Annotated in this window: 18 protein-coding genes; 17 read left to right on the forward strand and 1 reads right to left on the reverse strand. The window is 65.3% G+C overall.

Translation table 11 applies throughout. From position 1 onward, the window contains the following. The first annotated feature begins 79 nt into the window (after nt 1-79). Nucleotides 80-2545 (forward strand): endopeptidase La, encoded by a 2466-nt coding sequence (lon, locus tag CEY11_RS20890; RefSeq protein ID WP_088605363.1) that lies wholly within the window; start codon nt 80-82, stop codon nt 2543-2545. 433 nt (nt 2546-2978) lie between these two features. On the opposite strand, the gene CEY11_RS20895 is transcribed toward lon, so the two are convergent. Then, on the reverse strand, nt 2979-5849 hold the full coding sequence (locus CEY11_RS20895) for a valine--tRNA ligase (protein WP_088605364.1): 2871 nt from the start codon (nt 5847-5849) through the stop codon (nt 2979-2981). Between the two features lie 177 nt (nt 5850-6026). Between CEY11_RS20895 and ndk the strand changes: the two genes are divergently transcribed. The 16 genes from ndk to CEY11_RS20975 all read left to right on the forward strand — a co-directional run bounded on the left by ndk (nt 6027) and on the right by CEY11_RS20975 (nt 23008). After that, nucleotides 6027-6452 (forward strand): nucleoside-diphosphate kinase, encoded by a 426-nt coding sequence (gene ndk, locus CEY11_RS20900; RefSeq protein ID WP_088605365.1) that lies wholly within the window; start codon nt 6027-6029, stop codon nt 6450-6452. Nucleotides 6453-6503: 51 nt separating this feature from the next. Continuing rightward, nucleotides 6504-7652, forward strand: coding sequence for a 23S rRNA (adenine(2503)-C(2))-methyltransferase RlmN (gene rlmN, locus CEY11_RS20905; RefSeq protein ID WP_088605366.1), 1149 nt, complete (start codon nt 6504-6506; stop codon nt 7650-7652). Beyond that, nucleotides 7649-8152 carry a helix-turn-helix domain-containing protein gene (locus tag CEY11_RS20910; protein ID WP_088605367.1) on the forward strand — a complete coding sequence of 168 codons (504 nt, stop codon included), beginning with the start codon at nt 7649-7651 and terminating at the stop codon, nt 8150-8152. Before rlmN ends, CEY11_RS20910 begins: the two co-directional genes overlap by 4 nt. Next, on the forward strand, nt 8149-9438 hold the full coding sequence (gene ispG / locus CEY11_RS20915; RefSeq protein ID WP_088605368.1) for a flavodoxin-dependent (E)-4-hydroxy-3-methylbut-2-enyl-diphosphate synthase: 1290 nt from the start codon (nt 8149-8151) through the stop codon (nt 9436-9438). The genes CEY11_RS20910 and ispG overlap by 4 nt, the downstream gene beginning before the upstream one ends. A 144-nt stretch (nt 9439-9582) precedes the next feature. Continuing rightward, a complete protein-coding gene (gene hisS, locus CEY11_RS20920; protein WP_088605369.1) occupies nt 9583-10872 on the forward strand; it encodes a histidine--tRNA ligase in 1290 nt (429 codons plus the stop codon). 3 nt (nt 10873-10875) lie between these two features. Then, the gene (locus tag CEY11_RS20925; RefSeq protein ID WP_088605370.1) at nt 10876-11511 is read left to right on the forward strand and encodes a YfgM family protein; all 636 of its coding nucleotides are present in this window, start codon (nt 10876-10878) and stop codon (nt 11509-11511) included. 4 nt (nt 11512-11515) lie between these two features. Further along, nucleotides 11516-12682: an outer membrane protein assembly factor BamB gene (gene bamB, locus CEY11_RS20930; RefSeq protein WP_088605371.1), complete on the forward strand. Its 1167-nt coding sequence runs from the start codon at nt 11516-11518 to the stop codon at nt 12680-12682. A gap of 8 nt (nt 12683-12690) precedes the next feature. Then, nucleotides 12691-14163 (forward strand): ribosome biogenesis GTPase Der, encoded by a 1473-nt coding sequence (gene der / locus CEY11_RS20935; protein ID WP_088605372.1) that lies wholly within the window; start codon nt 12691-12693, stop codon nt 14161-14163. Continuing rightward, the gene (gene hisC / locus CEY11_RS20940) at nt 14164-15339 is read left to right on the forward strand and encodes a histidinol-phosphate transaminase (protein WP_088605373.1); all 1176 of its coding nucleotides are present in this window, start codon (nt 14164-14166) and stop codon (nt 15337-15339) included. A gap of 193 nt (nt 15340-15532) precedes the next feature. Continuing rightward, nucleotides 15533-15769 (forward strand): RNA chaperone Hfq, encoded by a 237-nt coding sequence (hfq, locus tag CEY11_RS20945; RefSeq protein WP_088605374.1) that lies wholly within the window; start codon nt 15533-15535, stop codon nt 15767-15769. Between the two features lie 66 nt (nt 15770-15835). Next, entirely contained in the window at nt 15836-16945 is a 1110-nt protein-coding gene (hflX, locus tag CEY11_RS20950; RefSeq protein ID WP_088605375.1) for a GTPase HflX, read from the forward strand. Then, nucleotides 16920-18260, forward strand: coding sequence for an FtsH protease activity modulator HflK (gene hflK, locus CEY11_RS20955; RefSeq protein ID WP_088605376.1), 1341 nt, complete (start codon nt 16920-16922; stop codon nt 18258-18260). The genes hflX and hflK overlap by 26 nt, the downstream gene beginning before the upstream one ends. Before the next feature lie 12 nt (nt 18261-18272). Next, a complete protein-coding gene (hflC, locus tag CEY11_RS20960) occupies nt 18273-19178 on the forward strand; it encodes a protease modulator HflC (RefSeq protein ID WP_088605377.1) in 906 nt (301 codons plus the stop codon). Between the two features lie 626 nt (nt 19179-19804). Then, nucleotides 19805-20965 (forward strand): ATP phosphoribosyltransferase regulatory subunit, encoded by a 1161-nt coding sequence (locus CEY11_RS20965; RefSeq protein ID WP_088605478.1) that lies wholly within the window; start codon nt 19805-19807, stop codon nt 20963-20965. 109 nt (nt 20966-21074) lie between these two features. Further along, nucleotides 21075-22370, forward strand: a complete 1296-nt coding sequence (locus CEY11_RS20970) for an adenylosuccinate synthase (RefSeq protein ID WP_088605378.1) — start codon at nt 21075-21077, stop codon at nt 22368-22370. 95 nt (nt 22371-22465) lie between these two features. Further along, nucleotides 22466-23008, forward strand: a complete 543-nt coding sequence (locus CEY11_RS20975) for a phosphoribosyltransferase (RefSeq protein WP_088605379.1) — start codon at nt 22466-22468, stop codon at nt 23006-23008. Nucleotides 23009-23900 lie beyond the last annotated feature (892 nt).

The raw sequence follows: 23900 nt of genomic DNA on the forward strand, positions 1-23900 counted from the left end.
TACACCCCATGTGCTGTGACGCGAGCTGGGCTGCTGCCCGCCTTGCGCTTCTAATGCGGTGTTTTTAAAGGAATTTATTATGTCTGCGAGCCAGATTCTAGCTTCAGAACCTACGGACTTGCCTCTGTTGCCGCTGCGTGACGTGGTGGTTTTCCCGCACATGGTGATACCGCTGTTCGTCGGCCGCCCGCGCTCTATCAAGGCGCTGGAACTGGCCATGGAGGCCGGCAACAACATCATGCTGGTGGCCCAGAAGTCGGCCAGCAAAGACGACCCCACTCCCGATGATCTGTATGAAATCGGTTGCGCGGCCGGCATTCTGCAGATGCTCAAGCTGCCCGACGGTACCGTGAAGGTGCTGGTCGAGGGCCTGCAGCGCGCCCGCATCGACAACGTCAGCGATGCGGAAACGCATTTCATGGCCACAGTGGTGCCGGTGGCGCCCGACGACGGCCAGGGCGCCGAATCCGAGGCCCTGCGCCGCGCGATCGTTGCCCAGTTCGAGCAGTACGTCAAGCTCAACAAGAAGATCCCCCAGGAAATCCTGACCTCGCTCAGCGGTATCGACGATGCCGGCCGCCTGGCCGACACGATAGCGGCGCACCTGCCCCTGAAGCTCGAGCAGAAGCAGAAGATGCTCGAGTCCATGGGCATTACCGAACGCCTCGAAAACCTGCTGTCGCAGCTCGAGTCCGAGATCGACATCCTGCAGGTCGAGAAGCGCATCCGCGGCCGCGTCAAGAAGCAGATGGAAAAAAGCCAGCGCGACTACTACCTGAACGAGCAGGTCAAGGCCATCCAGAAGGAACTCGGCGAGGGCGAAGAGGGCGCCGACATCGAAGAGCTCGAAAAGAAGATCACGGCCGCGCACATGTCCAAGGAAGCGCGCAAGAAGGCCGATGCCGAGCTCAAGAAGCTCAAGCTGATGTCGCCCATGTCGGCCGAGGCCACGGTGGTGCGCAACTACATCGACACGCTGATCGGCCTGCCGTGGCGCAAGAAGAGCCGCATCAACAATTCGATCGCCAATGCCGAGCAGGTGCTGGACGCCGATCATTACGGCCTGGAAAAGGTCAAGGAACGCATCGTCGAGTATCTCGCCGTGCAGCAGCGGGTCGACAAGCTGAAGGCGCCGATCCTATGCCTGGTCGGGCCTCCGGGCGTGGGCAAGACCTCGCTGGGGCAATCGGTGGCGCGCGCCACCAACCGCAAGTTCGTGCGCATGGCGCTGGGCGGGGTGCGCGACGAGGCCGAGATCCGCGGCCACCGGCGCACTTATATCGGTTCGATGCCGGGCAAGATCCTGCAGAACATGTCGAAGGTGGGCGTGCGCAATCCGCTGTTCCTGCTCGACGAGATCGACAAGATGGGGGCCGATTTCCGCGGCGACCCGTCTTCGGCGCTGCTCGAGGTGCTCGACCCGGAACAGAATCACACGTTCCAGGATCACTACATCGAGGTCGATTTCGACTTGTCCGATGTGATGTTCGTGGCCACGAGCAATACGCTGAATATTCCGCCGGCGCTGCTCGACCGCATGGAGGTCATCCGGCTGTCGGGCTACACCGAAGACGAGAAGGTGCACATTGCGTTCGATCATCTGCTGCCCAAGCTCATGAAGAACAACGGCGTGCGTGAAGGCGAGATTGCGATCGACGAAAGCGCGGTGCGCGACATTGTGCGGTATTACACGCGCGAAGCGGGCGTGCGCGCGCTGGAACGCGAGATGAGCAAGATCTGCCGCAAGGTGGTCAAGCAGCTGCTGGCGCAGGCCGCTGCGGCGGGCGGTGCCAAGGCGGAAGGCGCGCAGGCGGTCGAGCCTGTGCGGGTGTCTGCCGAGAATCTCGATAGCTTCCTCGGGGTGCGCCGCTACAACTTCGGCATGGCCGAGAAGGAAAACAAGGTCGGGCAGGTCACGGGCCTGGCCTGGACCGAGGTCGGCGGCGATCTGCTGACGATCGAGGTGGCGGACATGCCGGGCAAGGGCGTGGTGCTGCGCACGGGTTCTTTGGGCGATGTCATGAAAGAATCGGTGGAAGCCGCACGCACGGTGGTGCGGGCTCGGGCGCAGCGCTGGGGGATTGCCAACACGGCATTTGAAAAGCGCGACCTGCACGTGCACTTCCCTGAAGGCGCAACGCCGAAGGATGGCCCTTCGGCGGGTATTGCGATCACGACGGCGATGGTGTCGGCGCTGACGGGTATTCCGGTGCGCGCGGATGTGGCGATGACGGGCGAGATCACGCTGCGCGGCGAAGTGTTGCCTATCGGCGGCCTGAAGGAAAAGCTGCTGGCGGCGCATCGGGGCGGGATCAAGGTGGTGATGATTCCGGAAGAGAATGTGAAGGATCTGGCCGAGATCCCGGACAATGTGAAGAATCACCTCGAGATTATTCCGGTGCGCTGGATCGACCGGGTGCTGGAGGTGGCGCTGCAGCATATGCCGACGCCCTTGTCGGACGAAGAGGTGGCGAAGCTGGCGGCTGAGTCCGTGGCTACGGCGAAGCCGACTCCGGATGATCCTTCGGGGGTAATGAAGCACTAAGACCGGCTCGGTCGAATCGGCGGCTCTTGAACTGTTGTTCTCGAGCCGCTGTTTTTTTGTGGGTTGTGGTGCTTGGGGTGTTGTTCTTTAGCCGCGCCGGCGGCGGCACGGGCGGTTCGGCTAAGTTCGCCCGGCCCCGGCTGCGCCGGGGCTACCCACGGCCTGCTGCCGTTTTGGGGCGGTCAGCAAACTCGGGCGGCTGCCAGTCCCCCGGACTGGCAGCAAGCGTCGCCCTCAAACAGTGCTTCCCTCGCATCCCCAAAACGCCAGCATGCCGCGGCGGGCTCACAAATCGCCGTCCCACCCGTGCCGCCGCCGGCGCTCACGGTTGAGGTGTTTGGGAGGCTGTCGGTGGCGGGCTGTGTGGTTTGCCGGTGTGCGAACGGGCGCTACCGTAGGTAGCGCCCTGGGGCGCGTGTGGCGGCGCGGCGGATCAGCTGCCTAGCCGGGCCAATTGGGCGCGGATTTTTTCCAGGGTGTCGCTGAACTGGGCGACGCGAGCCTTTTCCTGTTCGATGACGGCGGCGGGGGCGCGCTGGACGAATTTCTCGTTGGCGAGCTTGCCTTGGGCCTTGGCGATTTCGCCTTCCAGGCGGGCGGCTTCTTTGCCCAGGCGCTGCTTTTCGGCGGCGACGTCGATTTCCACGTGCAGCATGAGCTGGGTGGTGCCCACGACTTGCACGGGTGCGCCGATGTCGGGCAGTTGGTCGACGAGGCTGACTTCGCTGAGCTTGGCCAGGGCCGCGAGGTAGGGGCGGTTGCGTTCCAGCGCGGCGCGTTCGCCCAGGGCGATGAGGGGTACGCGCTGGGCGGGCGAGAGGTTCATTTCGCCACGCAGGGCACGCACGGCTTCGACCTGGGCTTTGAGCTCGGCGATTTGGGCGACGGCCTGCGGGTCGTGCCGGGCGGAGTCGGCCACGGGGTAGGGCTGGACGCAGATGCTGGTCTGTTCGTCCGGGCTGCGCCGGCCGGCGGCCACCGAGACTTTCTGCCAGAGTTCTTCGGTGATGAAGGGGATGATGGGGTGCGCCAGGCGCAGCACGGTTTCCAGCACCTGGATGAGGGTGCGGCGCGTGCCTTGTTGTTGCGCGGGGGTGCCGGCCTGCAGCTGGACTTTGGCCAGTTCCAGGTACCAGTCGCAGTATTCGTCCCAGACGAAGTGGTAGATGGCGTTGGCGATGTTGTCGAAGCGGTATTCGGCAAAGCCTTGTTCGACTTCGGTGGTAAGGCGCTGCAGGGCGTCGCTGATCCAGCGGTCGGCGTATGACAGTTCGTCGTCCTGCGGTTTGCCCAGCTCGTGGCCTTCGACGTTCATGAGCACGTAGCGGGTGGCGTTCCAGAGCTTGTTGCAGAAGTTGCGGTAGCCTTCGCAGCGCTTGAGGTCGAAGTTGATGTTGCGCCCGAGCGTGGCGTAGGCGGCCATGGTGAAGCGCAGCGCGTCGGTGCCGTAGGCGGGAAAGCCCTGGGGGTAGTCTTTGCGGGTTTTTTTCTCGATGCTGGCGGCCTGGCGCGGGTTCATGAGGCCGGTGGTGCGCTTGGCCAGCAGGGCTTCCAGGCCGATGCCGTCGATGAGGTCGACGGGGTCTATGGTGTTGCCCTTGGACTTGCTCATTTTCTTGCCGTCCATGTCGCACACGAGTCCGTGCACGTAGACGTCGCGGAAGGGCACCTGGCCGGTGAGGTGCATGCTCATCATCACCATGCGGGCCACCCAGAAGAAGATGATGTCGAAGCCGGTGACCAGCACGCTGGAAGGCAGGTAGCGCTGCAGGTCGGGGGTTTGTTCGGGCCAGCCCAGGTCGGTGAAGGGCACCAGGGCCGACGAGAACCAGGTGTCGAGCACGTCGGGGTCGCGGGTCAGCGGGCCCTGCACGCCGGCGGCCAGGGCCTGGGCGTGCGCGGCTTCTTCGCTGCGGGCCACGAAGATGCTGCCGTCGGCGGCGTACCAGGCGGGGATCTGGTGGCCCCACCAGAGCTGGCGCGAGATGCACCAGTCCTGGATTTTTTCCAGCCACTGGTTGTAGGTGGTCGTCCAGTTTTCCGGGTAGAAGCGCACGCGTCCGTCGGCCACCACCTGCAGGGCGACTGCGGTGATGCTTTTGCCGGGGTTGAGGGCGCCTTCGGGCGCCGGTTTGCTCATGGCCACGAACCATTGGTCGGTGAGCATGGGCTCGATGACGCTGTTGCTGCGGTCGCCGCGCGGCACCATGAGTTTGTGCGGCTTGACCCCCTGCAGGGCGCCGATGGCTTCCAGGTCGGCGACGACTTTCTTGCGTGCCTCGTAGCGATCCAGGCCGCGGTAGGCGGCCGGGGCGTTGTCGTTGATGCGTGCGTCCAGGGTCAGGATGCTGATGGTTTCGAGGCCGTGGCGCTGGCCCACCGCGTAGTCGTTGAAGTCATGCGCCGGGGTTACCTTGACCACGCCAGTGCCGAATTCGCGGTCGACGTATTCGTCGGCGATGACGGGGATTTCGCGGTCGCACAGGGGCAGCCTGACTTTGCTGCCGATCAGGTGCGCATAGCGTTCGTCTGCAGGGTGCACCATGACGGCGACGTCGCCCAGCATGGTCTCGGGACGGGTGGTGGCCACCACCAGGTGAGTCAGGCCGCCGACGGGCGCGAGCAGCGGGTAGCGGATCTCCCACATGTGGCCGTCTTCTTCCTCGCTGACCACCTCGAGATCGGAGACCGCGGTGCCCAGCACCGGATCCCAGTTGACCAGGCGCTTGCCGCGATAGATCAGGCCTTGCTCGTAGAGGCGTACGAAGGTTTCCACCACGCCGCGCGACAGATTGTCGTCCATGGTGAAGTATTCGCGCGTCCAGTCGGCCGAGGAGCCCAGGCGCCGGAATTGCTCGGTGATGGCGCTGCCGGATTTTTGCTTCCATTCCCAGACTTTTTCGACGAAGCGTTTGCGGCCCAGGTCGTGGCGCGAGACTTTTTGCGCGTCGAGCTGGCGCTCGACCACGATCTGGGTGGCGATGCCGGCGTGGTCGGTGCCGGGTATGAACACGGTGTCGTCGCCGCGCATGCGGTGGTAGCGCACCAGCCCGTCCATTACCGTCTGGTTGAAGGCGTGGCCCATGTGCAGGGTGCCGGTGACATTGGGCGGCGGAAACTGGATGACGTAGGGCTGGCTTTCCCGGCCGGCGGGCGGCTCGGTGTGGCGGCCTGCGTCGAAGTAGCCGTTGTGCTCCCAGATTGCGTACCAGCGCGATTCGAGCTCGCCGGGTTCGAAACTCTTGGGAAGCTGGGCGGAATCGTTTGCGGCGGAAGACGTGCTCGGGGAAGGCTGCTGGCTCATGATATGCGTGGTGGGTCTGTATGCGGAAAGGCTAGGGTGGGCGCGCGAGCGCCATTCAAGCCCTCCATTTTATGATGCGGCAGGCTTTCTTACCCATGCTAAAATAATTGGTTGACAAAAACTCGGGCAAAGCTCTTGTTTTTATTGGAAAAAGCCACTTTATCAACTGGAGTTTACATGGCGATTGAACGCACCCTGTCCATCATCAAACCCGACGCCGTGGCCAAGAATGCCATCGGCCAGATCGTTGCCCGTTTCGAACAAGCCGGCCTGAAGGTCGTCGCCGCGGCGCTCAAGCAGCTGTCGCGTTCCGAAGCCGAGCGCTTCTACGCCGTCCACAAAGAGCGTCCCTTCTACAAAGATCTGGTCGACTTCATGGTGTCGGGCCCGGTCTTTGTGCAGGTGCTGGAAGGCGAGAGCGCCATTCAAAAGAATCGCGACCTGATGGGCGCCACCGATCCCAAGAAGGCGGCCGCCGGCACGATCCGCGCCGACTTTGCCGACAGCATCGACGCCAATGCCGTGCATGGCTCCGACGCGGCCGAAACCGCAGCGGTCGAAATCGCTTTCTTCTTCCCCGAAAGCGACATACACAGCCGCTGACCGAATCGCGGCGCGCCGCTGCGCCGCACGCACTCTGTACTCACCCGCCTCATGTCCGACACGCAAGCCGTCAATCTCCTGGGCCTGGACGCCCCTCATCTGGCCGAATTGGTCGGCCAGTGGGGCGGCAAGCCGTTTCGCGCCCGGCAGCTGCAGCGCTGGATGCACCAGCGCGGCGTCGACACGTTCGACGACATGAGCGATCTGGCGCGCGATTTCCGGCAGCGCCTGGCCGAGCATTGCGTGATTGCCGCGCCGGCCGTGTCGACCGAGCAGCGCTCGACCGACGGCACACGCAAGTGGCTGTTCGACGTGGGCCGCGGCAACGCCATCGAAACGGTCTTCATTCCCGAGGACGACCGCGGCACGCTGTGCATATCCAGCCAGGCCGGCTGCACCGTCGCATGCCCCTTCTGTTCCACCGGCTACCAGGGCTTCAACCGCAACCTGACCACGGCCGAGATCATCGGCCAGCTCTGGTACGCGCGGCGCGCGGTGGCCGCCGACATGGCGGCGGCGCGCAGCGGCGGGGTGCCGGTCGAGCCGGGGCGCGTCATCAGCAACGTGGTCATGATGGGCATGGGCGAGCCGCTGCTGAATTACGACCAGGTGCTGGGGGCGCTGCGCCTGATGCTCGACGACAATGCCTACGGCCTGTCGCGGCGCCGCGTGACCGTATCTACTTCGGGCGTGGTGCCCATGATGGATCGGCTGGGCCGCGACTGCCCGGTGGCTCTGGCGGTGTCGCTGCATGCGCCCAACGACGCCTTGCGCGACCGCCTCGTGCCCCTGAACCGCAAATATCCGCTGGCCGAGCTGTTGGCGGCCTGCAACCGCTACCTGGAGCACGCGCCGCGCGACTTCATCACCTTCGAATACATTATGCTCGATGGCGTGAATGATGCCGACGAGCACGCGCGCGAGCTCGTCGCTATTGCAAATCAGGTGCGATGCAAGTTTAATTTGATACCTTTCAATCCGTTTCCGCAGTCGGGCCTGAAGCGCTCGCCGGCGGCGCGGGTGCGCCTGTTCGCGCAGCGCCTGCAGGATGCCGGCGTCGTCACCACGGTACGCAAGACCCGCGGCGACGATATCGCGGCGGCCTGCGGCCAACTGGCCGGCGACGTCAAAGACCGTACGCGCATCGCCGAGCGACTGCCCGACCGCGCGACGATCGTGATCAAAAAGGAGCGAGGATGATCCAGCCTTTACGCAGCGAAGCCGAACCGGATGTTCCGGTGCCCGAGCCAGTGCCTGCGCCCAAGGGTCTGGGGGCCACGCTCAAGTCCCTGCGCGAGGCCAACCAGTTCACGCTGGGCGATGTGTCGGCGCGCCTGAAATTCTCCGCCCGCCAGATCGAGGCGCTGGAAGCCGAACGCTGGGACGAGCTGCCCCGCGGCGCGCCGCTGCGCGGCTTCGTCAAAAATTACGGCCGCTACCTGGGTACCGATGTGGATGTGCTGGTCACTCTGCTCGACAGCCAGGTGGGCTCGACGGGAGCGCGGCCCATTCCCATGAGCGTGCCGGCCTCGCTGGGCGCGGCCGACCTGTCAGTACAGGGCGAGCCGGTGCACCGCCCCTGGGGCTGGCTTATCATTATTCTGATCCTGTTGATCGTGGTCGGTTTTTATGCGGTTGAGCGCGGCTGGGTGCCCGATACCTGGCTGGTGTTCGATTGGCTGAAGTCTCTGAAAAAATGACGCAAGATTCTCCGCAGGCCGGCGTCCACGCCGTTCCTCCTCCAGTGGGCCCCGCCGCGCGGCGCGCGACCCGGCCGGTCACGGTGCGCTGGCGCGACCGCGCGGTACAGGTCGGCGGCACGGCGCCGGTGGTCGTGCAGTCCATGACCAATACCGACACCACCGACGCGGCCGCCACGGCCGCCCAGGTCAGGGATCTGGCCCAGGCCGGCTCCGAGCTGGTGCGCATCACCGTCAATACGCCCGAGGCCGCGCGCGAGGTGCCCGCCATCCGCGAGCAGCTCGACCGCATGGGCGTGCACGTGCCGCTGGTCGGCGATTTCCACTACAACGGCCACAAGCTGCTGTCGCAGTTTCCCGATTGCGCCCAGGCGCTGTCCAAGTACCGCATCAACCCCGGCAATATGGGCGGCGGCAAGAAGCGCGACGACAACTTCGCGCAAATGATAGAAATCGCCTGCCGCTACGACAAGCCGGTGCGCATCGGCGTGAACTGGGGCAGCCTGGATCATGAACTGATGGCGCGCATGATGGACGACAACAGCCGCCGCCCGCAGCCCTGGGACGCCCAGGCCGTGATGCGCGATGCGCTGGTGGTTTCGGCCATCAGCAATGCGCGCCGCGCCGAAGAGCTGGGCCTGTCGCCCAACGCCATCGTGCTGTCGTGCAAGGTCAGCCATGTGCAGGATCTGATCGCCGTGTACCGCGATCTGTCGGCGCGCTGCGATTATCCCCTGCACCTGGGCCTGACCGAGGCCGGCATGGGCAGCAAGGGCATCGTCGCTTCCACCGCGGCGCTGGCGGTGCTGTTGCAGGAAGGCATAGGCGACACGATACGTATTTCGCTGACGCCCGAGCCGGGCGGCGACCGAGCCCGAGAAGTGATCGTGGCGCAGGAAATCCTGCAGACCATGGGCATGCGCGCCTTTACCCCGATGGTGGTGGCCTGCCCGGGCTGCGGGCGCACCAGCAGCACCTTCTTCCAGGAACTGGCCGACAGCATCCAGGGCTATCTGCGGCGCCAGATGCCGCTATGGAAGCAGCACTATCCAGGCGTCGAGACCATGAATGTGGCGGTCATGGGCTGCGTGGTCAATGGCCCCGGCGAAAGCCGGCACGCCGACATCGGCATCAGCCTGCCGGGTACCGGCGAAGTGCCGGCCGCGCCGGTGTTCATCGACGGCCAGCGCACGGTCACGCTCAAGGGGGCGACCATAGCCCAGGAATTCCAGGCCATCGTCGAACAATACGTGCAGCGGCGCTACGGTAAGCCGGATGCGCAGTGATGCCGGTTTGCCAGCGCAGCGCCGGCGGCGCGCCGGGCCGCGAGCAGCGCCCCGGGCACGGCGGCGCATTTGCCGTTACGATTGCAGGTTTGCAGCGCAGGGGCCGGTCGCGGGGCCGGCGGTGCTTTTGACTACAGAGAATCTATGACGCAGTCGTTTCAGAAGGTACGTGCCCTGACGGGCATGAAGGATGTCCTGCCCGATGCCAGCGCCACCTGGGAGCAGCTCGAACAAACCGTGCGCGCCTGGCTGGCGTCTTACGGCTATCGCAACATGCGCACCCCGGTGCTGGAGCACACCCGGCTGTTCGCGCGCGGCATCGGCGAGGTCACCGACATCGTCGAGAAAGAAATGTATTCCTTCGTCGACGCGCTCAGCGACGAGCACCTGACCATGCGCCCCGAGTTCACCGCGGGCATGGTGCGCGCCGCCATCGAACACAATATTCTGTACGACCGGCCGCAGCGGGTCTACGCCCTGGGCCCGGTGTTCCGCCGCGAGAAGCCGCAGCGCGGCCGCTACCGGCAGTTCCACCAGATCGACGTCGAGGCGCTGGGCCTGGCCGGGCCGGACATCGACGCCGAGCTCATCGTGATGCTGGGGCGGCTGTGGAAGATCCTGGGGCTGCAGGACATCCGGCTGGAACTCAATTCGCTGGGCCAGGCCCCCGAGCGCGCCGCGCACCGCGCCGCGCTGGTCGAGTACCTGGAAAAGAACCTCGACGTGCTCGACGAAGAGGCGCGCCGGCGCATGTACAGCAACCCCCTGCGGGTGCTGGACACCAAGAATCCGGCGATGCAGGACATGGCCGACCATGCGCCGCGCCTGTTCGATTTCCTGGGCGCCGAATCGCTGGCCCATTTCGACGGTGTGCGCGCGCGGCTGGACGACGCCGGCATCGCCTACCGCCTCAATCCGCGCCTGGTGCGCGGCCTGGACTACTACAATCTGACCGTCTTCGAATGGGTTACCGACCGGCTCGGAGCGCAGGGCACCGTATGCGGCGGCGGACGCTATGATGGCCTGATAGAGCTGCTGGGCGGCAAGTCCGCCCCGGCGGTGGGCTTCGCCATCGGCATGGAGCGCCTGCTGGATCTTTGCGAACAGGCCCAGGACGCGGCCGCGCGGCCCGAATGCCAGGTGTACATGGTGCACCAGTCCGAGCCGGCGCAGCGCGTGGCCGCGCAGCTGGCCGAACAGTTGCGCGATGCCGGGCTGGACGTAATCGTGCATGCGGGCGCTGCGGGCTTCAAGTCGCAGTTCAAGCGTGCCGACGCCAGCGGCGCGACGGCAGCGGTCATTCTGGGCGCCGACGAGCTGCAGGCCGGCGCCGCGGCGGTGAAATGGCTGCGGGCCGGGGATTTCGATGCCCGTGCGCAGCAAGAGACAGTAGCCTTCGACCGTCTGGTGGAAGAATTGAAATCAAGGGTTTGACGCATGGCATACGATCTGGAAGAACAGGAAAAACTGGACGCATTGCGCGCATGGTGGGATCGCTACGGTACGCTGAGTTCGGCCCTGGTGTTCATCGTGGTCGCGGCCGTCGTCGGCTGGCGCGGCTGGCAGTGGTACCAGGGCCATGAGGCTGCCCAGGCCATGAGCTACTTCGAGGCGCTCGAGAACGCCACGGGGCAGCAGGGCGCCGATGCGCTGGCGCGCATCAAGGCGGCCAGCGAGACTCTGCGCAAGGATTATCCCCGTTCGGGCTACACGTCCCGCGCGGTGCTGGTGGCCGCCGATGCGCTGCAGGCCCGCAACGACACGACCGACGCGCGTGCCCAGCTCGAATGGCTCATCAAGAACAGTTCCGACCAGGCCCTGGTGCCGCTGGCGCGCCTGCGCCTGGCCGGGCTGCTGCTCGAGCAGAAGCAGTATGATGCGGCGCTGGCCCAGTTGCGCGACGCCCCCGCTCCGTATGCGGGGCTTTATGCCGACCGGCGCGGCGACATCCTGGCAGCCCAGGGCAAGAAGGACGAGGCCAAGGCCGCGTGGGCTGAGGCCGTCAAGGCGCTGGCTGGGCAGTCGGTAGTGCAGGTCATTCAACTGAAGATAGATGCCTTAGGCGGAGCCTGATCCCATGCATACTTCTCCCGTTCGCCGCGTTGCGCGCAGGCTTTTGCCGGCGCTGGGCCTGGCCGCGCTGGCTACGCTGGCCGGCTGCTCGATGTTCTCGAACCCGAATCCGCGTTTCGAGCCCGCGCCCCTGACCGACTATCCGGCGGGTGTCTCGGCGCGCGTCGCCTGGTCCACTTCCATCGGCAGCGGCGGTGGCTATGGCTTCGCCCCGGTGGCCGTGGGGCAGGCCGCCTACGCCGCCACCCCCAACGGTTCGGTGGCCAAGGTCGACCTGGCCTCGGGCCGCGTGCTGTGGCAGAGCAGCGCCAAGACGCAGCTGTCGGCCGGGGTGGGTTCCGACGGCCAGGTCACGGCCGTGGCCACCGTGGGCGGCGAGGTGGTTGCCTTCGACGATCAGGGCCATGAAAAATGGCGCGTCCGCGCCACCAGCCAGGTCGATATACCGCCCACCGTGGGCGATGGCGTGGTGGTGGTGCGCAGCAGCGACTATCGCATCCAGGCCTACGACGAGAATACCGGCAAGCCCATGTGGAACGTGCAGCAGCCGGGGCCGGCGCTGGCGCTCAAGACCAATATGCGGATGGTGCTGGAGCAGGGCCTGCTGATTTCGGGCCTGCCCAGCGGCAAGCTGATCGCCATCAATGCCCACAGCGGCAATATCCAATGGGAAGGTTCGGTGTCCGCGTCCGAAGGCGCCACCGACCTGGATCGCATCTCCGACGTGGTCGGCGCGCCGCTGATCCTTGGACCGCTGCTGTGCGCCGCGGCCTACCAGGGGCGTGTCAAGTGCTTCGACGTATCGCAGGGCGGGCGCACGGTGTGGCAGCAGCGTGTTTCCAGCGCCACCGGCCTGGCCGCCGACGCTCAACAGGTGTATACCGCTGACCAGCGCGGCATCGTGTACGCCTTCAACCTGGCCGACGGCCATCAGGTGTGGAAGCAGGAAGCACTGCGCTACCGCCAATTGTCCGGGCCGGCGGTGCTGTCGCAGGCGGTGGCTGTGGGCGATTTCCAGGGCTACGTCCACTTTCTGTCGCCGGCCGACGGCCACCTGCTGGGCCGCTTGCAGATCGGCGGCGATGCGGTGCTCTCGCCGCTACTGGCCACCAGCCGCGGCTTTCTGGCGCAGTCCGGCAATGGCCACCTCGTGATGATCGGTGTCAATTGAGTAATGCCATGTTCAAGCCGGTCGTGACCCTGGTTGGCCGCGCCAACGTGGGCAAGTCGACGCTGTTCAACCGGCTGACACGCTCGCGCGCCGCGTTGGTGGCCGACTTCTCGGGCCTGACCCGCGACCGCCATTACGGCGAGGGTCGGGTGGGCGAGCGGCCCTTCATCGTGGTCGATACCGGCGGCTTCGAGCCAGTGGCCAAGGACGGCATACTGCTCGAGATGGCGCGCCAGACCAAGCAGGCGATCGCCGAGTCCGACGTGGTGATCTTCCTGGTCGACGCGCGCGCCGGCGTCAATGCGCACGATCATGAAATCGCGCGGCTGCTGCGCCGCAGCGGCCAGCGCGTCTACCTGGCGGTCAACAAGGCGGAAGGCATGCGCCATGGCGGCGCCACCGCCGAATTCCACGAGCTGGGGCTGGGCGAACCGCATGCCATATCGGCTTCGCACGGCGACGGCGTGGTCGATCTCATCGAGCAGGCGCTGTCCTACCTGGACGAGCCGGCAGCCGATGACGGTGGCGATGCCGACGGCGGCGGCGATGCCCACGCCGCGGCGGCCGCGGAATTCGAAATCGACGAGGGCTCGCATCGGGTGCACGAGCATGATGCGCAGCTGGCCGAAGCCGATGCCGATGCCGGCACCGGTGATACGCCGCAGGCCGTGGATCACCGCATCAAGCTGGCCATCGTCGGGCGGCCCAACGTGGGCAAGTCCACGCTCATCAATACACTGCTCGGCGAAGAACGGGTCATCGCCTTCGACCTGCCGGGCACTACGCGCGACGCCATCGAGATCGAATTCGAACGCGACGGCGTCTCCTATACGCTCATCGACACCGCCGGTTTGCGGCGCCGCGGCAAGGTGTTCGAGGCGATCGAGAAATTCTCGGTGATCAAGACGCTGCAGGCCATCGAGGCCTGTAATGTGGTGCTGCTGATGCTGGACGCGGGCGCCGAGATCTCCGACCAGGACGCGCACATCGCCGGCTTCGTGCTGGAGACGGGCAGGGCGCTGGTGGTGGCCATCAACAAGTGGGACGGCACTGACCGCGACCAGCGCGAGCGCATCCAGCGCGAATTCGAGCGCAAGCTGCGCTTCTTGTCGTTTGCGCGCATGCATACGATCTCGGCGCTCAAGGGCCAGGGTGTCAAGTCGCTGCTGAAGTCGGTCAACGCCGCGCACGCGGCGGCGTTTGCCAAGCTGTCCACGCCGCGGCTGACGCGCACGCTGCATGCGGCGGTAGAGCAGCAGCCGCCGCCGCGCAAGGGTATCTTCCGCCCCAAGATGCGCTATGCGCACCAGGGCGGCCAGAACCCGCCGCTGATCATCATCCACGGCAACGCGCTGGACGCGGTGTCCGACTCGTACCGGCGCTACCTGGAAGCGCGTTTCCGCGAGACCTTCGACCTTGCCGGCACGCCCTTGCGCATAGAATTCAAGTCTTCGCACAACCCATACGTACAGGGGTCTTAAATGGCTAGCCAGAGCGCGCCCTCCCGGGGCGCGGATGTCGCACAGCGACCGGAGGGCAGTCCAGCGGCCGCGCCCGCGCAGTCCGGGCAGAGCGCGTCGACGCACCCATACTGGAGCGATCACGTCGGCGATCTGGCTCCGTACACCCCTGGCGAACAGCCGCGTGTGGAAGGCCTGCTCAAGCTCAATACCAACGAGCATCCGTACGGCCCTTCGCCGCGCGCGCTCGAAGCCATACGCGCGGCCGCCGGCGATGCCCTGCGCCTGTATCCGGACTACGATTCAGTGGCGCTGCGCCAGGCCGTTGCGGCCCTGCACGGCATCGACCCGGCCCAGGTGTTTCCCGGCAATGGCTCCGACGAGGTGCTGGCGCACATTTTCGACGGGCTGTTCCGCAAGGCCGGCCGGGTGCTGCTGATGCCCGACATCAGCTACAGCTTCTACAAAACCTATTGCCGCCTGTACCGCATAGACTGCGAGCTGATTCCGCTGGCCGAAGATTTTTCGATCCGCGCCGCCGACTATGCGGACCACGGCGGGCCGCTGGCGGGCATCATCTTCGCCAACCCGAATGCGCCCACCGGCATGGAGATGTCGCAGGCCGATATTGAAAGCATCCTGCGCGCGCACCCCGACATACCCGTCGTGGTCGACGAGGCCTATGTGGATTTCGGCGCGCGCAGCGCCGTGCCCCTGCTGGCCCGCTACCCGAACCTGCTGCTGGTGCGCACCCTGTCGAAGTCGCGTGCGCTGGCCGGCATGCGCGTCGGCTATGCGCTGGGCAGCGCCGAACTGGTGGAAGGGCTGCGGCGCATCAAGGATAGTTTCAATTCGTATCCGCTGGATCGCCTGGCGCAGGCTGCTGCGGTCGCCGCCATCGAAGACCGCGAACATTTCGAGCAGGGCCTCCGTGCGGTCATCCAGGCGCGCGACGACCTGGTGCGCAGCCTGGCGGCCCTGGGTTTCGAAGTGCTGCCCAGCCGGGCCAATTTCGTCTTTGCCCGCCATCCGGCACACGACGCGGCGCGGCTTGCCGCCGCGCTGCGCGAGCAGCGCATACTGGTGCGTTATTTCAAGATGCCGCGCATCGAACAATTTTTACGTATTTCAGTGGGAACTCCCGCGGATTGCGAGCGTCTGTGCAATGTGCTGGCCGATATTCTGGGGGCGCATTGAGCCGGTATCGGGCCGATGTCCGGCAGGCGCCGATTGCACGCCCGGCCGGGTACGATCCGTGCTCGATCGGCATTAATATGAAACATAAATATTTGAATTCCCGGTACCCGGGCGCGTAGCGCCTTGAGGGAAAACCCTGTAAAGTACCAACTTGAGTTTCTATCTCAATAACAACATTATCGGAGCCTCGCCAATGAGCAACAAAGGGCAAACACTACAAGATCCATTTCTCAATGCGCTGCGTAAGGATCACGTGCCCGTGTCGATTTATCTGGTCAATGGGATCAAGCTGCAGGGCCAGGTCGAGTCTTTCGACCAATATGTCGTCCTGCTGCGCAATACCGTGACCCAAATGGTGTACAAGCACGCGATTTCCACCGTCGTACCGGCCCGGCCCGTCAACTTCCAAGCGGACGAATCCGCTGAATAGCCTACGCCGCCTTCTTTTTCCGCACAGCCCGCCGTGCGCGCCGCGCCGGCGGGCGTTTCGTTTGTCATGAAAGCCCTGATCATCAGTGTGGATCTCGGCAGCCCCGATTTCCAGGCGCACGCCGACGAGTTCGCCATGCTGGCGCGCGGCGCCGGCGCCGAGATCGTGGGCACGGTCGTGGCGCGCCGCGCGCGGCCCGATGCCGCCCATTTCATCGGCTCGGGCAAGCTGGAAGAGGCCGTGCTGCTGGCCGGCCAGGCCCATGCCGACATTATTCTGTTCGACCAGCCGCTGACGCCCGCCCAGCAGCGCAACCTCGAGCGCGGCTTCAATCTGCGCGTGGTCGACCGCGTGGCGCTGATCCTGGATATTTTCGCCCTGCGCGCCAAGAGCCACGAAGGCAAGATGCAGGTGGAACTGGCGCAGCTGCAGCATTTGTCCACGCGCCTGACCCGCCTCTGGACTCACCTCGAGCGCCAGCGCGGCGGCATAGGCATGCGCGGGCCAGGCGAGTCGCAGCTTGAAATGGATCGGCGCATGATCGGCGCCAAGGTGCGGGTCTTGCGCGAGCGCCTGGCGAAGGTGCAGCGCCAGCGCGGCACCCAGCGCCGCGCGCGCAGCCGCGGCAATACCCTGTCGGTGTCGCTGGTGGGCTACACCAATGCCGGCAAGTCGACGCTGTTCAATGCCCTGACGCGCGCCGGGGCGTATGCGGCCGACCAGCTGTTCGCCACCCTGGACACCACCACCCGCCGGGTCTGGATAGAAGGGGCGGGGCAAGTGGTGGTGTCGGATACGGTCGGCTTCATCCGCGACCTGCCGCCGACCCTGATAGCGGCCTTCCGGGCAACACTGGAAGAAACCGTGCACGCCGACCTGCTGCTGCATGTGGTGGACGCGGCCAGCCCGCAGCGCGACGAGCAGATCGCCGAGGTCGACAAGGTGCTGGCCGACATCGGCGCGGCCGACATCCCGCGTATTCTGGTCTACAACAAGATCGACGCGGCGGGTTGCGGGGCGGGCTACGAGCCCCGGGTCGAGCGCAACGAACATGGTACCATTGCGCGAGTATTCCTCAGCGCACTCGAGCGCCGCGGCCTGGATGGGCTGCGCGCGGCCGTTGCCGAGGCGCACCAAATCGCGGGAAATAATGCGTTTCATGTCGAAAATCTTTAATCTGAATGACCCGGGCTGGGGGCGCGGCAACGGCAATGGCGGTTCGGAGCCCCCGCGGCGCCCGGACAAGAACGACGGCCCTCCCGATCTCGAAGAGGTCTGGCGCGATTTCAACAATCGGCTTGGCGCGCTGTTCGGCCGCAAGCCGCGGCGCGGCGGCAATTTCAACGGTGGCGGTAATGGCGGCAGCGGCGGCAATGGCGGCACGCGCATTCCTCTGCCCAAGAACACGCCGCGTGCTATCGCCATTGCGATCATCATCTTGCTGGGCCTGTGGCTGGTCAGCGGCTTCTTCATCGTGCAGGAAGGCCAGGTCGCGGTCATTACCAAGTTCGGCAAGTACAAGACCACTTACGGGCCGGGCCTGCAATGGCGCCTGCCGTACCCCATCGAGAACCAGCAACTGGTCAATATCTCGCAGTTGCGCACCTTTGAAGTGGGCTTCCGCGGCACGGCGCGCAACAAGATCCTGCCCGAATCGCTGATGCTTACCAACGACGAGAACATCGTCGACGTGCAGTTCGTGGTGCAGTACCGGCTGCGCGCCGACGGCGCGCCCGACTACTTGTTCAAGACCAGCCATCCCGACGAATCCGTGCGCCAGGTGGCCGAGACCGCGATGCGCGAAATCGTGGGCAAGAAGCCCATGGACTTCATCCTGTACTCGGGCCGCACCCAGGTGGCCGCCGAGGTGCAGAAGCTCACGCAAAGCATACTCGACCGCTACCAGACCGGCATCCAGATCAGCACCGTGGCCATCCAGAACGTGCAGCCGCCCGAACAGGTGCAGGCCGCCTTCGACGACGCGGTCAAGGCCGGGCAAGACCGCGAACGCCAGATCAATGAAGGCAACGCTTACGCCAACAAGGTTCTGCCCGAGGCGCAGGGCCAGGCGGCGCGCATGGTGCAGCAGGCCGAGGGCTACCGCGCCAAGGTCATCGGCGACGCCCAGGGCGACACGGCGCGCTTCCTGAGCATCGAGAACGAGTACGCCAAGAATCCTGGCATTCTGCGCGAGCGCTTCTACCTGGCTACCATGAAAGAAATTCTGGAAAACGCCAGCAAGGTGATGGTCGATACGCCCAGCGGCGGCAATGTGCTGTATTTGCCGCTGGACAAGATCATCCAGCAGGCCGCGCAGTCCGCGCCGCCTTCGGGCAGCACGGGCGCGGCCGCGGCGGCGGCCGCCGCCACGGCTGCCACCGCTACTTCGCAGTCGAATTCCCGGTCTTCGTCCAACTCGGCGGCACGACACAAGGCTACTGACCTGCCCTCGCTGCAGGACTCCTTGTCGATCAACCGTTATTCGCGCTAGCCGGAGGCCACCATGCAACGTTTGATATCTGCCCTGGTCGCCCTGGTGATAGTGCTTGCGCTGTTGTCGTCCTGCGTGTTCATCGTGCGCGAGCGCAATTCGGCCCTGCTGTTCGCGCTGGGCGAAGTGCGTGAAACCATTACCCAGCCCGGCCTGTATTTCAAGCTGCCGCCGCCGTTCGAGAACGTGGTCTTGATGGACAAGCGCCTGCAGACCATCGAAACCACCGATCCCGAGCGCATCCAGACGGCCGAAAAGAAAAACCTGCTGATCGATTCTTTCGTCAAGTGGCGCATCATTGATCCGCGCCAGTTCTACGTCACGTTCGGGGCCAACGACCGCGCCGCGCAGGAACGCCTGCAGGCGCAGATCCGCGACGCGCTGAACGCCTCGGTCAACGTGCGCACGGTCAAAGAGGTCGTCTCCACCGAGCGCGACAAGATCATGCAGGAAGTGCTCAATACGGTCGAGGCGCGCGCCAAGCCGCTGGGCGTACAGGTGGTGGACGTGCGCCTGCGGCGCATCGAATTCGCGCCCGAGATTTCCGAATCGGTCTACCGGCGCATGCAGGCCGAGCGCACCCAAGAGGCCAACCGCCTGCGCGCCACGGGTGCGGCCGACAGCGAGAAGATCCGCGCCCAGGCCGACCGCGAGCGCCAGGAAGTGCTGGCCAAGGCCTACGCCCAGGCGCAGGGCATCAAGGGCCAGGGCGATGCCAAGGCCAACTCGATTTATTCCGAGGCCTATGCCAAGAACCCGAAGTTCTTCAGCTTCTACAAGAGCCTGGAAGCCTATCGGGCGGCGTTCTCGAAATCCAGCGACGTATTGGTGCTGAGCCCGAAGTCCGATTTCTTCAAGTACTGGAATTCGCCCGACGGGGCCAAGGCGGCGCCAGAGGCCAAGCCGGCCCAGCCCTAGCCTAGTGGCGTGTCTTGGCAGTTCGCGCCCATGAAATCATGTCGGCGCGGGCAGGGCGATGTTGCGCGCCTTGCCGGCCGCGCCGGGGCTAAGGCCTGGCCCTGCGCCTGGCGCAGGCGGCCCGCAGGGCTGCTCGTGTCCGGGCTCGGCCCTGCCATGGCGGATTTGCCACAAAGGCTGCGCTGCCCACTTGGGTAAGTGCTTGCATCAGGGTACAATAGCCTGTAAGTTTGATAGATTCATCCGCGAGCGACTGGGCGGGCTTACGCCCCCAGTCGTTTTTTTTTGCCGTCGGGTGGCTGGGGGTAAAAATCGCCCGGGCAATGATCCATTTCCAGATCGGTCGTGAACGCGCAAGCGAAGCGCAGACAGTGCGCGTAGTACGGCGGGCGAAGCCGCCGAAGTGCGTGGTCGATTCAGAAATGGAATAAGCCTCGACGCGGCGCGGCCCTTTAGGGTCGTGCCGTAGCCGGCGAGCCGGGGCGGCCGCCGGCCGCCGGCAAAAAACCGGCCGAAGGCTGGGTTGAGAACCGGCCCTAGGGCCGGAAATACTGAAAGGGGGCTCCCTCGGGGGCGTGGCCGGCGGCGCCGGCTTGCTGTTTTTTTGGTTTTTTCATCCACGAAAGATGTCCAATTGGCTGCTGCCAGAACACCTGGCCGATATTCTTCCCGCCGAGGCGCGCCGCATCGAAGAGCTGCGCCGGGCCTTGCTGGATCTGTACCGTACCTATGGGTTCGAGCTGGTCGCGCCGCCCTTGGTCGAATACCTCGATTCGCTGCTTACGGGCAATGGCGGCGACCTGGGCCTGCGCACCTGCAAGCTGGTCGACCAGTTGTCGGGCCGTACGCTGGGCGTGCGCCCGGACATGACACCGCAGGTGGCGCGCATCGATGCGCACCTGCTCAATCGCGAGGGCGTCACGCGCCTGTGCTATTGCGGCTCGGTGCTGCATGCGCGGCCGGCCGACCTGCTGTCCGACCGCGAGCTGCTGCAGATCGGTGCCGAGCTGTTTGGCCATGCCGGGGTCGAGGCCGATATCGAAATCATCCAGCTGGCCTTTGAAAGCGTGCGCCGCGCCGGCGTCGAGGGCGCCCGGCTCGATCTCAGCCACCCCGGGGTGGTGCATGCCATCGTGCAGGCCGACGAGGCCCTGGCGGAATCGGCCGAGGAGCTTTCCGTGCTGCTTTCCAACAAAGACGTGCCGGGGCTGTCCGAGCTGGCGGCGCGGCTGCCCGGGCTGCGGCCGGACAGCCGCAAGGCGCTGCTGGCGCTGCCTTCCTTGTATGGCGGGCCGGAAGTCCTGCAGCGCGCGCGGCGCGAGCTGCCGGGCCTGCCGGGCATCGAGGCGGCCCTGGGCGGGCTGGAATCCCTGCTGTGCGCCTTGCCCGACCACGAGTTCGGCATCGACCTGGCCGACGTAGGCAGTGGCTATGGCTACCACTCGGGCGTGGTGTTCTCCATTTATGCCGAAGGCTGGCACGACGCCCTGGTCAAGGGCGGGCGCTACGACGGCATGGGCAAGTCGTTCGGGCGGGCGCGGCCCGCCACCGGTTTCAGCCTCGACCTGCGCAAGCTGTCGTCGGGGCTGCCGCCACCGCCTCTGGCGCGAGCCATCCGCGCCCCCTGGGGCACCGAGGCCAGCCTGGTTCGGGCGCTGCAGGCGCTGCGCCAGGCCGGCGAGATCGTGGTGCAGACCCTGCCGGGCCAGGCGCAGCGGCTGGATGAATTCACCGTCGACCGGGAACTGGTTCCCGATGGCGATACATGGAAAGTGAGGGCGATCTAGCGGCCTGTCTGCCTGGCAGGCAGGGCGCCAGCGCCGGCGGTAACGGCGGCATCGCATGATTTAAACTCCTTCGGCCCTGCCTGGGGCTGATGTTTTTTCGGTTCGAGACATGAGCAAGAACATTGTTGTGATCGGCACCCAGTGGGGTGACGAAGGCAAGGGCAAGATCGTCGACTGGCTGGCCGAGTCGGCGCAAGGCGTGGTGCGCTTCCAGGGCGGCCACAATGCCGGCCATACCTTGTGGATCAATGGCCAGAAGACCATCCTGCGCCTGATTCCCTCGGGCATCATGCATCCGGGCCTGACTTGCTACATCGGCAACGGCGTGGTGCTGTCGCCCGAGGCGCTGCTGAAGGAAATCGCCGAGCTCGAGGCGGCCGGCCTGCAGGTGCGCGACCGGCTGCAGATTTCTCCGGCCTGCCCGTTGATTCTGCCGTATCACATTGCGGTCGACCAGGCGCGCGAAAAACGCAAGGGCGAAGGCAAGATCGGCACCACGGGCCGCGGCATCGGCCCGGCCTACGAAGACAAGGTGGCGCGCCGTGCCTTGCGTGTACAAGATCTTTACAACCCGCCGGTGTTCGACGACAAGCTGGCCGAAACGCTGGAATATCACAACTTCGTGCTCACTCACTATCTGAATGCGGACGCGCTGCCGTTCGAGCAGGTGCGCGAGCAAGCCATGTCGTTTGCCGCCGAGCTGGAACCCATGGTGGCCGACGTTTCCCACAACCTGAACCTGGCCGGCAAGGCCGGCCACCGCCTACTGTTCGAGGGCGCCCAGGGTTCGCTGCTGGACATCGACCACGGCACTTATCCGTATGTCACCAGCAGCAATTGCGTGGCCGGCGCGGCCGCCGCCGGCGCGGGTGTCGGGCCGCAGTGCCTCGACTATGTGCTGGGCATCGCCAAGGCCTACACCACGCGGGTGGGCTCGGGCCCGTTCCCCAGCGAGCTGCTGGACGAAACGGGGGCGCACCTGGCCACGGTGGGCAAGGAATTCGGCTCTGTGACGGGGCGCCCGCGCCGCTGCGGCTGGTTCGATGCCGCGGCCATGAAGCGTTCGGTCATGATCAACGGCATTTCGGGGCTGTGCATCACCAAGCTCGATGTGCTCGACGGGCTGGATCGCATCAAGATCGGCGTGGGCTATCGCTATCGCGGCGAATTCCTGGATGTGCTGCCCTATGGCGCCCACGCGGTGGCCGAGGCCGAGCCGGTACTGGAAGAGCTGGCGGGCTGGGGCGAGTCGACGGTGGGCATTACCGATTACGACAAGCTGCCCATCAATGCGCGCCGCTACCTGGAGCGTATTTCGGATCTTTGCGAGGTGCCGATCGACATGGTGTCCACCGGCCCCGACCGGCTCGAAACCATCGTCTTGCGCCATCCCTTCAAGAACTGAGTCTTGCGGATGCGCGGTGGGCCGCGGCTTTTCTCGCCGCGGCCGCGGGTTTATGATGACGAACCTCGCAAACCGCAATTTCCGGAATCGACTGTATGAATCTGCCTCCGAGCACAGACCGCGACCTTTGGGTCAGTTGGGATCAATATCACAGCTTGATCGAGCGCCTGGCGCTTTCCGTCTTCGAGGCCGGCTGGGAATTCGACAATATTGTCTGCCTGGCGCGCGGCGGCGTGCGGGTGGGGGATGTGCTGTCGCGCATTTTCGATGTGCCGCTGGGCATTCTCGCCACCAGCAGTTATCGCGAGGCGGCGGGCACGCAGCAGGGGCAGCTCGACATCGCGCAGTTCATTACGATTACGCGCGGCACGCTGGAGGGCAGGGTGCTGCTGGTCGACGATATGGTCGATACGGGGCTGACTTTCATCAAGGTGGGCGAGCACTTGCGTGCGCAATTCCCGGCCATCACCGAGCTGCGCAGCGCGGTGCTGTGGTGGAAGGGGCACTCGAAGGCCACGCCCGATTATTTCGTCGACAAGCTGCCGACTAATCCCTGGATTCATCAGCCTTTCGAGGATTACGACAGCCTGCGGCCGCATCAGCTCGAGGCGTGGGTGCGGAAGGGCAAGCGGGGCTGATTCTTCGGGTGGCTTTTGCCTGCCGCCGGGTCGTTGTCGTAGGCTGTTCTTCTTGCAAGTTGGTGCGCGCTCTGTTCTTTACCCGCGCCGCGGGCGGCTGGGCCAGGCCGGCTCGCTCGCCCGGTGCCGGCTGCGCCGGCACTGCCCTTGACCTCCGGACATTTTGGGGGCGGTCAGCAAACTCCGGGCGGCTGCCAGTCCCCCGGACTGGCAGCAAGCGTCGCCCTCAGACAGTGCTTCCCTTGCCTCCCCCAAAATGCCCTGCGGTGGCGGCGGGCTCGGACGAGCCGGCCTGGCCCAGCCACCCACGGCGCTGGACGGTAGCGTGGGTAGGGAGGAAGTGCTGATTGTGCCTGTCGTCGCTTTCGAAACGCGTTGCGGTGGAGCAGGGCTTGGGCTGGTCTGCCTGGCCGCCCTGCCGGAGACAAGGAATCTGTCGGAGGCAGGGAATCTGTCGGGGGCAGGGAATATGTCGGGGGCAGGGAATATGTCGGGGCAGGGAATATGTCGGGGCAGGGAATATGTCGGGGCAGGGAATCCGTCCGGAGGCAGGGAATCCGTCCGGGAGGCAGGGAATCCGTCCGGGAGGCAGGGAATCCGTCCGGGAGGCAGGGAATCCGTCCGGGAGGCAGGGAATCCGTCCGGGAGGCAGGGAATCCGTCCGGGAGGCAGGGAATCCGTCCGAGAGGCGCGGCCTTGTATCTGTTATAGCGGTTTCATGCTAAAATTTTAGGTTGACCATGGATCTATACGTAAGCCTACCCGCAAGGGTTGCGGTTTGGCGATGATTTGGCAATGTTTACGCTGCTTTTTGCGGTGTTTTTGCTGTTTTGCGCGCCGTGCTTGCGCTACTTCCAGTTAGGGTTTCCGGCTTTATCTGTTTTTCGCATCA

The sequence above is a fragment of the Candidimonas nitroreducens genome (assembly GCF_002209565.1).
Lineage (GTDB): Bacteria > Pseudomonadota > Gammaproteobacteria > Burkholderiales > Burkholderiaceae_B > Candidimonas > Candidimonas nitroreducens.